Source organism: Vibrio aerogenes (assembly GCF_024346755.1).
Taxonomy (GTDB): Bacteria; Pseudomonadota; Gammaproteobacteria; order Enterobacterales; family Vibrionaceae; genus Vibrio; species Vibrio aerogenes.
Genome location: NZ_AP024861.1, coordinates 2,783,490 through 2,797,143, shown reverse-complemented (window position 1 = coordinate 2,797,143; position 13,654 = coordinate 2,783,490). Strand labels below are relative to the sequence as shown.

At 47.3% G+C, this 13,654-nt stretch carries 9 protein-coding genes; 5 read left to right on the top strand and 4 right to left on the bottom strand.

The genetic code is table 11. The features are described 5' to 3' along the window. Nucleotides 1-8 precede the first annotated feature (8 nt). Nucleotides 9-854, top strand: coding sequence for a carbon-nitrogen hydrolase family protein (locus OCV29_RS12350; RefSeq protein WP_073603161.1), 846 nt, complete (start codon nucleotides 9-11; stop codon nucleotides 852-854). Between the two features lie 350 nt (nucleotides 855-1,204). Here OCV29_RS12350 and OCV29_RS12345 read toward each other — a convergent pair whose 3' ends face one another. Continuing rightward, nucleotides 1,205-2,647: a S41 family peptidase gene (locus tag OCV29_RS12345; RefSeq protein WP_073603162.1), complete on the bottom strand. Its 1,443-nt coding sequence runs from the start codon at nucleotides 2,645-2,647 to the stop codon at nucleotides 1,205-1,207. A gap of 292 nt (nucleotides 2,648-2,939) precedes the next feature. Between OCV29_RS12345 and OCV29_RS12340 the strand changes: the two genes are divergently transcribed. From OCV29_RS12340 to OCV29_RS12325, 4 genes are all read left to right on the top strand, one after another. After that, nucleotides 2,940-3,638 carry a response regulator transcription factor gene (locus tag OCV29_RS12340; RefSeq protein ID WP_073603163.1) on the top strand — a complete coding sequence of 233 codons (699 nt, stop codon included), beginning with the start codon at nucleotides 2,940-2,942 and terminating at the stop codon, nucleotides 3,636-3,638. Further along, on the top strand, nucleotides 3,623-4,918 hold the full coding sequence (locus OCV29_RS12335; protein ID WP_084193274.1) for a sensor histidine kinase: 1,296 nt from the start codon (nucleotides 3,623-3,625) through the stop codon (nucleotides 4,916-4,918). Before OCV29_RS12340 ends, OCV29_RS12335 begins: the two co-directional genes overlap by 16 nt. A 99-nt stretch (nucleotides 4,919-5,017) precedes the next feature. After that, the gene (locus tag OCV29_RS12330; protein WP_073603246.1) at nucleotides 5,018-6,907 is read left to right on the top strand and encodes a DUF294 nucleotidyltransferase-like domain-containing protein; all 1,890 of its coding nucleotides are present in this window, start codon (nucleotides 5,018-5,020) and stop codon (nucleotides 6,905-6,907) included. Between the two features lie 7 nt (nucleotides 6,908-6,914). Further along, nucleotides 6,915-7,634, top strand: coding sequence for a 3'-5' exonuclease (locus OCV29_RS12325; RefSeq protein WP_073603165.1), 720 nt, complete (start codon nucleotides 6,915-6,917; stop codon nucleotides 7,632-7,634). A 147-nt stretch (nucleotides 7,635-7,781) separates the two neighbouring features. Here the strand turns inward: OCV29_RS12325 and OCV29_RS12320 are convergent, their stop codons facing one another. The 3 genes from OCV29_RS12320 to OCV29_RS12310 all read right to left on the bottom strand — a co-directional run bounded on the left by OCV29_RS12320 (nucleotide 7,782) and on the right by OCV29_RS12310 (nucleotide 13,603). Then, nucleotides 7,782-9,353: a BCCT family transporter gene (locus OCV29_RS12320; RefSeq protein WP_073603166.1), complete on the bottom strand. Its 1,572-nt coding sequence runs from the start codon at nucleotides 9,351-9,353 to the stop codon at nucleotides 7,782-7,784. A 459-nt stretch (nucleotides 9,354-9,812) separates the two neighbouring features. After that, the gene (locus OCV29_RS12315; RefSeq protein WP_073603247.1) at nucleotides 9,813-10,772 is read right to left on the bottom strand and encodes a transposase; all 960 of its coding nucleotides are present in this window, start codon (nucleotides 10,770-10,772) and stop codon (nucleotides 9,813-9,815) included. A 248-nt stretch (nucleotides 10,773-11,020) separates the two neighbouring features. Beyond that, the gene (locus tag OCV29_RS12310; protein ID WP_073603167.1) at nucleotides 11,021-13,603 is read right to left on the bottom strand and encodes a DUF294 nucleotidyltransferase-like domain-containing protein; all 2,583 of its coding nucleotides are present in this window, start codon (nucleotides 13,601-13,603) and stop codon (nucleotides 11,021-11,023) included. Nucleotides 13,604-13,654 lie beyond the last annotated feature (51 nt).

Below are 13,654 nucleotides of genomic sequence, written 5' to 3'. Positions count from 1 at the left end.
ATAAAAATATGACATCTGAATTGAAAGATGGCCCCGGTCAAATATTACGTGTCGCAGCTGCGCAGGCACAGCCGGTCGCCGGAGATATTGCCGCTAATGTCCGTCAGTCTGTGGCGTTGATCCGTCAGGCTGCTGAGCAAGGTGCCAGAGTTGTTGTGCTGCCAGAGAAATTTCTCAGTGGCTACGAGCCGGATTTAATTCAATCTGATCCGGCAGAATATACCATTCATTGTGGTGACGACAGGCTCGCACCTGTTGCTGAGGTTTGCCGTGAGCTGGGCATTTATGCGGTGGTAGGCGCTGCAACCAGCGAAGGAGAGCACATTTATATCAGTTCACTGTGCTTTAACGATCAGGGTGAGCACTTTATGACCTATCATAAACGTGCTCTTTTCTGTACAGAAACCGGTTTGTTTACGCCCGGCTCAACATCCGGCAGCTTTGATGTCGATGGCTGGAAATTCGGTCTGGCTATTTGCTATGACTCCGGGTTTGGCGAACACGCGCGTTCAGCGGCTGTTGCCGGGTGCGATGCTTATTTAGTCAGTGCCATGTTTAGCCGGGGAAATGGTTTCCACGAATCCCGTATCTGGATGCCGGCACGGGCACTGGATAATACGATGTATGTTTTGATGTCGAATCATGTTGGGACAACCGGCGGCTGGCTGGCGTGCGGGGCCAGCGGTATCTGGGGGCCTGATGGTCATTTGCTCACTGAGGCAGCAGAAAATAAGCCGGATGTTGTGACGGCGGAACTTGATCCAGTCGTCTTGCAACAGATCCGCTCTAAAGAATCCATGCTGAGTGATTTTAAAGTCCGGTATGCTTGTTTGGGAGCCGGTGGGGATTATTGATCATCAGTGCGGAACTGAAATATAAAAAGGAACTTGAGCAAAGAACTTGTGCCTGTCCTCATTCACATTCGCCTGTCCTCATTCACATGCGTTGGCTGGTTAAATTGAACAGGACATGTTTCGAAGATAGCTGACTTCAGCAGAACTTAAGCTGCGCCACACCCTCATCCTTGATGAAGTCAGCTAAATAAGGTGATACGGTTTCAGGACACTGTGTTCCCCGTATTTGCAGGTATAAACATAAAACTATTCAATTCAAATGACAGTGTATTTAATATTTCTTTTTGTCCGCTTTTTCAGTTGTCGTGTCATTATTTGTGATAAGAGAATTACAACTTATGATAAAAGCATTACATCGCTTCAGCCCGCACAATCGCTGCACTTAACGCTGTGTCTTTATTTTCGGTGATATCGCTCAGACGGAATGGCACGATTGCAATATCCGGCGGGACACCGGTAACTTCATAAGCCTGATATTGAGGGTCGATATAGACTTCATTTGACAGACTCATTTCCCAGCCATTGGGCAGTGTTTTATGCAGTGCATCAGACAGAGATCCACTGGTTGATTCGCCCATGATGGTGACCTGGGGCAGAGACTTCATCATGATCATGAAAGTTTCACCAGCACTGACGGTGCTGCCGCTGGTGAGAATCATCACGGGTTTGGTATAGGCGGTTGTTCGGGATGATTCGGGCAGATCAATCCAGTACAAGTCACCTTCTCCGGTGATTGTTCGGGTAAACCGGCCCAGAACCTGCTGTTTGGCAGCATTAAACCGGCTGGCGATTTCCTGCGAGGCACCATCTTCACCGCCACCATTGAATCGCATATCAATGATGATGGCGTCGGTGTCGGTCAGATCCTGCATGACCTGATCCATCGCCGAAACCACATGATTCACCAGCTGTTCTGAGTCTGTGTCGGTTTCACTAAGTTCCAGCTGCATCACATTTGGGCGAAAATAGCCGATACTTCCCTGATTGAATGTGCCCCAGACCATGCGTTCGGTGCCGTAGATGGGATCGGTGGTGGCCCCATGGATGACATGAACACTGCCTGAATCCATCATTTGCTGTTGAATTGCCGTGATTTTCGTCAGCGCATCTGCTGCGTAAGCTTCAACCGTTGTGAACTGGGTTTGGTTGAGAAACCCTTGTATCAGAACCTGTAGCACCCCTTTGGGCGCGGCCGGAGAGAAACTGTCGTCACCGGAAGACAGAAAAATATGATCATCCGAGAAACCACTGAGAGATGTTTGTATGACCTCAAACAGCGCTTCGTCTGTCATGTCGTCGCTCAGTCTGGTCTGGGCTTGCTGATAAACTTCATTCCAGTCGACTCCGCGCTCCGAAAAGAAAGCATAGTAATCATTCATATTGGCCCAGAAAAAGTTGTAAACACGGACCGGCGAACTGCTCTTGTCCAGTAAGTTTTGGGACTGACAAATGTCGGGCAGGAAGAATAACCGCTCATATGTGCTGGTGAAAGGATGACCCGCCCCCTGTGAGGTGATGGTCATATTGTCGGATGACAGTGTGGCACCGGGAAAATATTTCTGCTTCATTGTTTCAGGGGACATGGATTCAGCGATCAGACAGCCTTCACTATTGAACTGGTAAATTTGGGCTTTGTTTTCATTCAGCCGGTAGATATCGCCATAACCGGTATGTTGCCACAGGCCATAGTAATAGCTATTGCTTGTTTCTGAATTGTTGTCTCCACAGGCAGAGACTGAGATTGACACTGAGGCGCAGAGCAGCCAGCGCAGACATTTTGGGTGAGACCGCATATTTCACTCCGATAAATTTTCATCACATGTTGATAAGGTGTGGCGTAAGTTAAACCAGACGATGTGAAAGAAGCGTAAAAACGATGGGGAAGTGAATTTATTGTCATCTGATGTCGGATACATGGATTTTGGGTTGATGACGATGTATTGAAATGTTTTGAGTCTGGCGTTAATTCACGCTTTATTCACGACTGGCCGGTCACAATGACGCTTTGTCATATAAATCCTTCAGGGTTGGAAATGCTATCTTGTTGACGGATAATGACGATATAGGCAGCCCGGAGACAGAGTGATGAAAGAAAAGCAGATTCATGTCCTGCTGATTGAGGATGACAGACATCTTTCACAATCGATTGCCGATTATTTGAAGCTCGATGATATCATTTGTGACTTTGCTTACAACGGTCATACCGGGCTCAATCTGGCAAAATCCAATCACTATGACGTGATTTTGCTTGATTTGATGCTTCCGCGCGTGAATGGTCTGAATGTTTGTCAGCAACTCAGATCCCATGGAAATGACACACCCATTCTGATGCTGACCGCGAAAGATACGCTGGATGATAAAGTAGCCGGATTTGATGCCGGTACCGATGATTATCTGGTAAAACCCTTTGCCATGAAAGAGTTGGTGGTGCGAACCAAATCATTATCCCGGCGCAAGAGCGGACAAACACACAAGCTGGTCGTCGCTGACCTGATTTATGATGTCAAAGCAAAACGGATTACCCGGTCCGGGCAATTGATCCGCCTGACGCCTGCTAACCAGTTATTGTTAGAAGCACTGATGCGAAAAAGTCCCGCTGTTGTCAGCCGGGAAGCGCTGGAAAACATTTTATGGCCTGATGAATTGCCTGAAACAAGTAATCTCCGGGTGCAGGTATATCAGTTAAGGCAACAAATCGATAAGCCTTTTGCTGTGCCGTTAATTCATACGGTGCAAAAGCTGGGGGTCAGAATAGGGGATGGAGCATCATGTCCGGCAGAATAAAGATGTTCCGGAAAGGAGCCGGCTACTCACTGAAAAGGGAATTAGCAATTTGTTTTATGCTGGTTGCCTTGTTCTCGGTTGTGTTTTATAGCACTTTGCTGGTGACTTTTTTTGATCGGGGAGTGGATACTGCCATTAATTTTTCCATGGTGCTGAATGCCCGGAAATTTGCTCATGAATACGAAAAGAATCCTGATGTTCAGCCGTCTTCGTTTCTGACTGACTTTTACTTCGATAGCCTTGAACAAACCAGAAACAAGTATGGTGATCTGTTTGCCGGAACCGACCTTAAGCCCGGAGAATACGCTTTTTTTGAGCCCCCGGATGATGATGGCAGTTATTACTATGTGATTTACCACTTGGTGTTGCATGATGGCAGAAAACTGTATGTGGTTTCTAATTTTGATTCAGAATTGAGTCAGCCTGAAGATTACGCGGATCTGGCGGATACAGAAAAACAGATGTTTTATGCCGGGATGGGTTATCTGTTTTTGATTCTGGCCGGATTTGGCCTTTATTCCTGGCGACTGGGAGGCCTGACCCAGAAATTATCTGAATGGGTCAGTCGTTTGACCGTCGAAAATCTGAATGAAAAGAGACCGGGGTTCGTTTACCGGGAATTCGAATTGGTGGCTGATAGTATGGCCGGTTCGCTTCGGCAGAATGCTGCATTGGTGGAGCGGGAAAAGGCCTTTTTGTCTCACGCTAGTCATGAATTGAGGACCCCGCTTGCCGTCATGCGTGTCAATGTAGAATACCTGAAACGTCTTCCATTGCCGGCTCTCTCTCATGATGTGATAGAAAGACTGGATATGTCCGGGGAAAAGATGCAATTGATTATCGAAACTTTGCTATGGCTGAACCGGAAAAATGCACAAGACCCTGCGTTGGAAAGATTCAATCTCAGACAAGTTGTTGCCGGAATCATGTCTGACCTGGATTATTTAACTCATGAAAATGATGTTGAGGTGACTCTCAAATGTGATGCCGACATTGAAATTGAGTTACCTGTGATGCCTTTTCATATCGTTCTGAGTAATTTGATTCGAAATGCTTTCCAGTATACGCAGGAAGGCTGGATACATTGTTCTGCCGATCATCGTGCTGTTGTGATTCATAATTGTGATACCGGTACGGAAACTCAGCAACAGGCGATCAGTTTTGGTTTTGGACTGGACCTGACTCAGCAGGTTTGTAAAAGGTTAGGCTGGCAACTGGATATTGAAGAAAATCATGGCGGAATGATTGCCCGGCTGGTATTGCCGGCATGTCTTTCTTAAAATACGCACGGACTGCACATCAGGTCGGGCTTTCGTGTGTTGAAGCCAGAAGACGCCCGTGCGATGATGTTTCACCGTTTACCCGGCCCCGGATTTTTCATGGAAGCAGAGTTACTGGAAATTAAAAACTTTCTTGCCCAATACCCGCCATTTGATGAGCTGGAAGATGATGTACTGCAGGACATCACCCGGCATATTGAAATTTCTTATTATCGCGAAGATACGCCGATTATTCATTTTGGTGATGTCATCCGTGATCTGTACGTGGTGCGAAGTGGTGTCGTGGAAATTTATCGCCGTAAAGGTGAACTATACAATCGCCTTGGTGAAGGCGCACTCTTCGGCCAGATGGGATTATTAACCAATAATAAAGTCCGCTTTCCCGCTAAAGCAGTAAGAGACACGTTGCTTTACTGTATTCCCGAAACCGTGTTTCAACAGCTCTATGATCATCATGAAAGTTTCGCAGATTTTGTTGAACTCGAAGATACCGCCCGCTTGCGTCAGGCAGTATCAATCAGTCACGAACAAAATGATTTGACCACATCTAAACTCCGGACGCTGCTGACCAGTACCGCACCTTTTGTCGCGAAAACTGAGCCGGTACAGCAAGTTGCGATCAAAATGGCGGAAGAGAATATTTCTGCATTGTTGGTGGTTGATCCGGAAATCACAGCAGATGATGACGATGAGACGAATCCGCTGGTCGGTATTATTACGGACCGGGATCTGTGTACCCGTGTGCTGGCTGCCGGGGTGAGCCCGGAAACTGAAGTCGCTGCGGTGATGACAACCGAAGTGATTTCACTCGATCATAACGCCTATGTGTATGAAGCGATGCTGACGATGCTGCGATATAACGTGCACCACCTGCCGGTGCTGAAAAATAAACAGCCGATCGGCATTATTGAAGCGACAGATATCGTTCGTTATGAATCCCAGAACTCATTGTTGCTGGTCAGCCGTATTTTCCAGCAGCAAAGCATTGAAGAACTGGCTGCCCTCGCCGGGCAGGTGAAAGACAGTTTTGTACGTCTGGTGAATGAAGATGCCAACTCTCATATGGTTGGTAGTGCGATGTCTGTGATTGGACGGAGTTTTAAACAGCGGATTATTGAACTGGCTGAAGAAGCGCTGGGTGAGCCGCCGGTGCCTTACTGCTTTGTTGCTTTAGGCTCGATGGGACGCGATGAACAGATTCTTGTGACCGATCAGGATAACGCCATTATTGTGGATAATACGTTTAACCGGGAAAAACATGACCGCTACTTTGCTGAACTGGCAAAGCGTGTGTGTGATGGCCTTGATCAGTGTGGTTACGCATATTGCACCGGGGACATCATGGCAACCAATCCGGACTGGCGGATGACCAGAGCGGAATGGGAAGCATGTTTTGCCGATTGGATCGATGATCCGAATCCGAAAGCCTTGCTGAATGCTTCGATCTTCTTTGACCTTGACGGGGTTTACGGGCGACTGAAATGGGCGGAACAGCTGAACGGGTTTATTGTCCGGCGTGCACGGAAGAATAACCGTTTTCTGGCCTGTCTGGCCCGTAACGCGATCAACAGGACGCCACCTCTGGGTTTTTTCAAGGATTTTGTGGTGGAAAAAGATGGGCAACATAAGAACTCCATCAACCTGAAACGTCGCGGTACGGCACCGCTGGCAGATTTGATCCGGGTGCATGCGCTTGCGGTTGGGTCGCGTTCGAAAAACTCATTTGAACGACTGGATGACATTCATGAGGCAGGTATTTTACCCGGAGGAAAAGCACGGGATCTGCGTGATGCGCTTGAATTTATTTCTATGGTTCGTATCCGTCATCAGGCAGATGATGTCGAAAATGGTATTGAACCGGACAACAATATCGAGCCTGAAAAGCTGTCTGATTTCGAACGGCGGAACCTCAAAGATGCATTTCAGATTTTGAGTAATGCGCAGAATTTCCTGAAATTCCGTTATGTAGCCAACAAGAATCTCACATGAGGCATTTATGCTCAGTAAAATTATGTCTCCGCCGGCAATTGACTGGCAATCCAAGTTCAGGCGCAGGCTCGAATTGGTTCAAAATGAGGCTTTAAAACGCTATTACGCGGCGGGTATTCCTGAACCGGACACTCCGGTTGAAGATGTGACGTTTCTGGCGATGGATTTTGAAACCACAGGTCTGGACCCGCAGGACAACGACATTATCACGATCGGAACGGTGCCATTTAATCTCAACCGGATATGGATCGGTCAGGCAAAGCAGTGGATCGTGAATCCCCGCAAGCAGCTTGAGGAAGAGTCTGTTGTCATTCATGGGATTACACATTCTGATATTCTGCATGCGCCCGATTTATCGCTGGTTTATCAGGAGGTGTTGGCGCAGATGGCTGGAAAAATTATGGTGGTGCATTATCAGAAAATCGAACGGGAATTCTTTGACCGGGCTTTGCAACTCCGTATTGCTGAAGGTATTGAGTTCCCGCTGATTGACACGATGCGGGTAGAAACCCAAATTCAGCAAAAACGGAATGGTGGCATTCTTAAGCGGCTTCGGGGGTATAAACCCGAATCTGTCAGGCTGGGGCTCAGTCGTTCCCGTTATGGCCTGCCACTGTATACCCCACACCATGCGCTTACCGATGCTGTGGCAACAGCAGAATTGTTTCAGGCGCAGATTGCACATCATTATGATCGCACAATCCCGATCCGGCAGTTTTGGGAATGATAGCCTGTGAGAATAATAGCCTGTGATAATGATAGCCCGGACCGCCGGATTAATTTTTCAGATCCAGTTGAAACTTTTGATCCTGTATAAAAATCCCCCACCGTCAGGGAAGGGGATTTGATTCAGTGAAAACGCTATATGAACAGGTTAACGACGCTCTGTCCGCATGCCCATCAGCAGGCTGACACACATCAGCAGCAGAACAAACGTAAATGGCAGGGCTGTTGAGATGGCTCCGGCCTGAAGTGCCTGAACCGACTCAGTGCCACCGACCCACAACAGCGTCATGGCAATGGCACCTTCCATTAATGCCCAAAAAATACGCTGGGCAACCGGTGCATCCATTTTCCCGCCTGCAGTAATACTGTCGATAACCAGAGAGCCGGAATCTGACGAAGTAATAAAGAAAACCAGCACCAGCACAACGGCGATGATGGATAAAACTGATCCATAGGAAAGTACATCAAACATCTGGAACATGGCCAGAGACACATCGGTCAGTCCCTGATTACCCAGCTCACCAATATGATGAACCACCTGATCAATCGCCATCCCACCAAAAGTGGACATCCACACGACAGTGACAGCGGTTGGAACCAGTAAGACGGCGGTCATAAACTCACGAACGGTACGTCCCTTCGAAACACGCGCAATGAACATGCCGACAAATGGTGACCAGGAAATCCACCATGCCCAGTAGAAAACAGTCCAGCCCTGGAACCATGCTTCGTCTTCCCGGCCATGAGGGTTGCTGAGCGGAATAAAGTTTTCAATATAAGCTGAGATTGTAGTGCCGATATTACCCAGTACAATCGCATAACCGATCAGTGCGACCAGAATCAGCAGCAGAAAAGCAATCACCATGTTGATGTTACTGATGGTTTTGACACCACCATCAATCCCGCGGACGACTGAAACCGTCGCCAGTAATGTAACACCAATAATTACGGTGATTTGCAGCCCAATCCCTGAATCGAGTCCGAATACATGATGAATCCCGCTGGCAGCTTGCTGTGCGCCAAGCCCGAGAGAGGTCGCCAGACCAAATAATGTTGCAACAACGGCAAGAGTATCAACAATATTTCCGGCCCATCCCCAGGCGCGATCCCCCAGAATCGGGTAGAAAATAGAGCGCATGGAAAGTGGCAGACCTTTGTTGTATGCAAAGAAAGCGAGTGACAGTGCGACGACGCCATAAATTGCCCATGGGTGCAGCCCCCAGTGATACATAGTGGCACCAAGCGCCAGCTTTGCTGCTTCTGGTGTATGCGCAGCAACGTTCAGCGGCGTTTTATACCAGCCGGTATAATAGGCAACTGGTTCTGCGACACTCCAGAACATCAGGCCAATCCCCATGCCGGCAGCAAACAGCATTGAAAGCCAGGAAATATAAGAGTAATCGGCTGTTGCATCAGTCCCGCCAAGGCGGATTTTTCCCAGTGGCGAGATAATCAGTCCCAGACAGAAAATAACGAAAATGTTACCGGACCAGATGAACAGCCAGTCAAAACTGCCGATAATTTGCCATTTCACGCCATCTAAAGCCGCTTTGGCGGATGCGGGATCGACAACCAACACCGCGACCAGAAATAAAATAATTAAACCTGCACTGATACCAAACACCGGATTGTGTACATCAAATCCCCACTTCTGCACATTATCCTGGCCGATGGTGTAGTCAGTACTGTCAATACTGTACTTATCTATACCTTTAGTCATCATTCCTCTCGTTGTTTTTGAACCTATTGGGTTGTTCACTGGCTGTTTGTCCAAAACTGCCAGCCATTATTCAATCTGTTTGATCAATAGCAATTGAATATATGTTACATAATTGTACCCAACTCACGATGATATTTCAGTGATATGATTATTTTGAGCGTAATTTTCCGGCATTGCTTAGGAAAGGAATAGAAATGAATGGGGACAGTCCTTTATGAATAGGGACAGACCTTGTTCATAGAGGACTGTTCATAGAAGACAGAGGGAAGATAAAAGGGACAGACCCGAAAAGAAGATAAAAAGGACATACCTGATGATCAGAAATGCTGACACATGCAATTCAGTTTTATCCGGTTTATAGGTTTGGTGATAAAAATCCGCTATTTTAAACGAAGATTGAAGTGCCTTCATTGAAGGTCAACAGAAATGTCAGGTTGTCTGGCATGAAATATTGATGGATTATATTGCTAACCCATCGATTCGTTTTTTATTCAGGCGTTGTTTTGCAAGGAGCAGATGCCCGGGGCTGCCAATCCATCGTTTTCTTCTTCGTTCAAGATGAGTGACGAGTTCCAGCGCTTTGGTTTGACTGAGTGACAAACGGGTGAGAATGGCGGGTTGATCTTGGCTGATATATCCACATTTGTCTTGACGGAGCTGTCGTCCGGTGAAATCAACCCATTCAATATAATCGGAGAGCCGGAAAGGGATACCTGCTGGCTGCTCCGGGTGTCTATCTCCAATAAATGGATACAAGCCGTGTGGTGTTGGTTGATGTTCTTCCAGCGCATCCAGTCGCTTTTTTAGTGATGTGTATTGTGATGTTTCCGGCGTCTCAGCTATTTTTGCCCGGACAGGATTGAGATCTGTGTACGTCATCGCCGCGAGTAAGGCCGCTTCATCTAAAAGCGCATAAGATTTGAACCGTCCTTCCCAGAAGTGCCCGGTGCAGTGGTCTTCCCGGTTGGCTTGTAATGCGATGTTAAAATTGAGCTCCTTCATCATCCAGCTCAGAGAATATAACCTTTCCCGCCATTGCTGAATGATTTGATGACAGCGTTTGATTTCTGCTTTGCAGGAGAGCTGTCGTTTCACAAACCGCTGAATTAACCAGGGTAAATGATGCTCCTGTTGCCAGCGTTCGATCACTTCAAATGTACTCAAAGACTCCGCTTTTGAGCGGTTCACATGCGCGACTAAGTGATAGTGATTTGTCATGACAGCATAGGCACAAATATCAATGCAGTAGATGGTCGCCAGTTTTAAAATCCGGCTTTCCAGCCAGTCCCGGCGATGTTCATAAGATTTTCCAGTGACAGAATCTTCTCCACATAGAAATGAACGCCGGACACAGCGGGACACGCAGTGATAATAAGGCGTGACATCGAGAGATATCAGTTGTGAGCGGGCTATGGTCATCTGATCCGGTGAAATTGTGGATGAATAGCAAGAGCTTGCAGCAAATAAATATAGATGAAAAGTCATAGTATTCAGGTTGCGACTGATTTGGCATTGAAACTGCAAAATTCATGTAAAATGAAACTTAAATTTTGTGACAGGAGTCAATACATGATCAAATCAATAATTAAGTTTTTCAGTGCCTGTCCCTATTAATTTTCTATTAATTTTGTAAGGACAGACACTACCAGAGGTAAAAAAGAGCCTGCTTACAGAAAGTTCTGTCCTCCGGCCTGCAAAAAGTCCCGCTCTGCTTTCTCATGCAAAAATGAAATCCGGCTCAGCACATTTTTCAGATTCTCCTGTTCAAGCCAGGTCAAATCATTGATAGCCAAAACATCATTGACCTGACGCAGATCCGTATATTCGATGATCTGATTCATAAAGCGCAGATGCCAGATATGATCGAAGATATACACCATTTCCCGGAATGTTTTACTATCAAGCTCTGCAGCTGCATGTAACTGTTTTAGTCGTGCCATCGTGTTACTTTCACGGATATCATGTTTCAGTGCATAAATCCGGCAGAAGATTTCCATTGGCCTTAAACAGTCTTTTAAGTTCAGCGAGGCTTTTCCTTCATAGTTTTCTGTTTTGATCTCATCGGCGGTATTCAGCGGAACTTCGTAAGACAGGCAGTTCTGTGCATAGATCGGCAAAAATTCCGGATGCTGGTGCAGCAGGTGCTGAATGTGAGACTGAATCCCGTCAACCAGCGATGCTTCCCCGTAAGTCGAACGGATATCGAAAAATACATTGAGCTCCAGAATCGATGCCGGTGACGCCTGTGCGATCCAGTGGCTGAAATTGGCTTCCCACTCTTTCTGGCTCAGGCACCACTGATGATTCGAAGCCATGATTAACCCCTCACAATAACTGTAACCGGCCTGATCAAGCATGGCGCATACCTTTTCTGCCAGATGCAGAAAATAGCGCCGGATCGACTTCAGATCAGAATCTTCCGGGGTTGCAAACACAATCGCATTATCCTGATCAGAGAATAGTGTCATATCATGTCGGGCATTGCTGCCAAAAGAGATAAACGAAAAGGGGACCGGTGGCTGACCAATATCCTCAATCGTCAGTTCAATAAACCGGCAGATGGCGGCATCATACGTACTGCCGATCAGGCGACGCAAGTAGTCCGGCCGGGCACCGGTTTCAATCATTTCCCGGATCAAATCCGGGAGCTGGTTCAGAGACTCGACGACATTCCCGTGGCTTTTCCCCTGCTCGATGTCTGTCACGATACCGGCACTGATTCTCTGATAATCCGTGCCACGTTTGATTGTGCCGAAACGCCCGCCATAAATTTTGCGGATGATGGGCCGGAATGAGATAACATGTCCGGGCTTTTCGGACAAAAAGATTCTGGATGTACTTAAAATGATGTCGATTTGCTGGCCGCTTTTGGCTTGAAGCCGGGCCTCAAACTCTCCGGGTTCGGTAGCCTGTTCAAATAGTTGTAACAGATGGGTCAACGCCTTGCTGTTTTGAGGGCTGTCGGGAAATAAAGCTTCCCAGATTGACTGAGATTTGAGTTCAGTGTCGGTATAGCCGAGTAACTGATGCAACCGCGAGTTGGAAAACAGGATCTGCCCGTCAGCTTCAAGAATATACCCCTCATTCGAAGACTCAACCAAAGCACGATAACGATTTTTTGCTTCGTGCAGTGCCATTTCTGCCCGCTTTTTACGGTTTTCAATCACCTTGGACTGGGATATCACATACCCCATGATACCGGTCAGCCCGAGTGTAATGGCAAGAAATACCCGGTAGAGGGTGTTTTCAAGCCGGTCGATTTCTTGTTGAACATCATCCAGATAGACGCCTGTCCCTATAATCCAGTGCCACGCTGTGACACCTTCCACATATGTCATTTTGGCTGCGGTCACTGTTGGATCGTCTTTCCATTGCCACTGATATTCGAGAAATCCGTGCTGTGAAGCTTTGACCAGCCGGGTGATCTCGGTAAACACCGGCACGCCGCTGGTGTTTTTACTGTCGGTATAATGGGTGAGATCTTTACCTTTCAGATCGCTGCGGTAAGGATGCATGACCATTCTCGGGTGCATGTCCGTAATGAAAAAGTAATCCTTGTTGTCCGGACCGTAGCGCATAGCCTGAATTTCTGCGGCGGCCTGTTGTTGTGCTTTTTCCGTGCTCAAAATGCCTTGCTGTTCCAGTGCCACATAGTTCGTGACGATACTCACCGCTGTTGAGGTCAGTGCTTTCAGCATCTGGCGTTTTTGCCCCAGCATGGCGTCTTCGGCGAGTGGCACAATCACATAGATAATGGCGGTGATAAACAGCACAATGGCGGCAACGGTAGGCAGGACGATGCGCAAACTGAAACGGTTCAGAGACGGGGCATGGTCCGGATCTGTATCATGTAATCCTTCAAAATAGTCTGCTAATTCGCTGGCATCCAGTACCTCGTCCGGCGTCCCTTTGTCTGCCTCATCATGAAACCGGGCAAGAAAAGTATCATTCCTGAAGTCTGAGCGTGAGGGCAGATAGCCGTCGTAATCATCCCGGATATGAGTTTCAAACACGTCTTTGATTTGTTGGTGAGTATACCGGTCACCAAAGGTTTGAATGGCTTCAGCCAGTGCTTCTTTACAATGGCGGAAACGGCGGTGATCGTAAGGGTTATAGTCCAGCTTGCCTGCCATTGTCCGGAAATGATCCTGGCCATTGTGATCAAAAAATTCGTCAATCCACTGATGAATCTCTTCTGCGCGAATGCCAAAGAGTTGTTCCGTATGGTCAGCATGTTCAGATAGTTTCATTCGGTTATCACCAGATTGGTTGTAACTATTGATAAATTACTCAAAAACTGT